Source organism: Cognatiluteimonas sedimenti, from assembly GCF_022808325.1.
GTDB lineage: Bacteria > Pseudomonadota > Gammaproteobacteria > Xanthomonadales > Xanthomonadaceae > Cognatiluteimonas > Cognatiluteimonas sedimenti.
Genome location: NZ_JALGCL010000001.1, coordinates 102,804 through 104,215, shown reverse-complemented (window position 1 = coordinate 104,215; position 1,412 = coordinate 102,804). Strand labels below are relative to the sequence as shown.

The window sequence follows — 1,412 nt, the reverse complement described above, 5'->3', positions numbered from 1 at the left end:
CCTTCACCCGCTACAAGGTCGATCTTTGATGCAACAGACTTCACGTTTGAGTAAATTCTGTTGAATCGCTTCTCTCTAGCAACGTGCGCAATTACCTCAGCGCGACGTCTAGCGTCTGGAGCCAGGGACTCGTCTTGGGATTGCTGCACGAACTTGTTGTACAAATCGTCCTGCTCGTGGTGAGGTGTCTGTGCACCAATCAACTCAGCCTCCAAGACGTATCCATAATTGGACTGAACAAACTCTGCGCTTTCTGGTTGAGCTGAGAAGTACTCCATTACTTCCTTGGCGCCGGCGCGGCCCGATATGAAGTTCTTGTAGAGCCTCGTGTTCTTGATCTTGAGAAGAATCAAGCAACCAAGCATTAGCGGATGCAAGTACTGATTTTGTGCGGTTGCGCGAATTGCCAGGCTCAACAGCGTGAACGCTCGTTCTCGTTCTCTAAACGACAGATCTAACGCGCTAAACAAGTGCTTGAACATGCTCTCAAGCCGATCCTTGTCGTATCTGGTCTCTTCATGACGCATGCGGTTGGCAAAGAAGTCATCGAGTCCAAACCTGGCGAATTGCGCACGCAAGAACTCATCGGTACTTGGGTTTGGCAAGTTCAGCTCAAGGTCGAAGAACCTTTTCAGGTATCCATCGACGTCCATGCCTTGACCATACAGCGTTCTTACAGAATGACCGAGTTGATCTGGGTCGAGTGCGACAACGAAGGCGACGCGGTCAATTGAGAAGAAGTGCTTAACAATCTCGAGCAGGCGAACTGCGTGAGTAGGCCGGCACCGATCAAGCTCATCAATGATAAAGACTAACGGGAGTTGTGATTCTTGACCGTACAGCGATTGAGCTATTTCATGAACTTCTTTTCGGAACGAAGTGATCGATTTTTTTGCTTCAGAATAGGCGTTGATCTGCTCTTGAGTTAACTTTTCTGCAGCGTCCGAAATTGCGGCCTCTGTCAGCCCATCTAGGTTGATGACTCCTGCAGTACCAATTCGTACTGCTGCAGGTATGGCTGCCTTAATGATCTTGCCGCCGTACTTCTTGGCTTTCTCAATCTTGGTTTGGAGTGCGCGATTCCTGCCACTTCTAAGAGCATTAAGCTGTTCTTCCGTGTCTCCTAGGAGTGCAACAAAAGGATCATCAATATAGTCACTTTCCCACGCATTGAAATAAACGAGTTTAAATCCCTGCTCGGTTAAATGAGCTTGTAGCATTCGAAGAAAGGTTGATTTTCCGTATCCCCAAGGGGCACTGATCGAAACGACGAGCGGCTCAGTCGTGCTCTTTAGGATGTTGGTTAGAGCTTCGACGGCTGGCCTGCGTCCGAGCTTGTCGTTCTCGAATGGGCTTTCCGGCGAAACGTCAACTGCGGGAGCTCGAAGTCGCATGAATGATTCCCGTGAAGG

The 1,412-nt window shown here is 49.4% G+C and carries 1 protein-coding gene; it reads right to left on the bottom strand.

What is annotated here, in order from left to right:
* The coding region (locus tag MQC88_RS00480; RefSeq protein ID WP_243318183.1) for a KAP family P-loop NTPase fold protein at nucleotides 1-1,394 on the bottom strand (1,394 nt) is incomplete at its 3' end.
* Nucleotides 1,395-1,412: the final 18 nt, after the last annotated feature.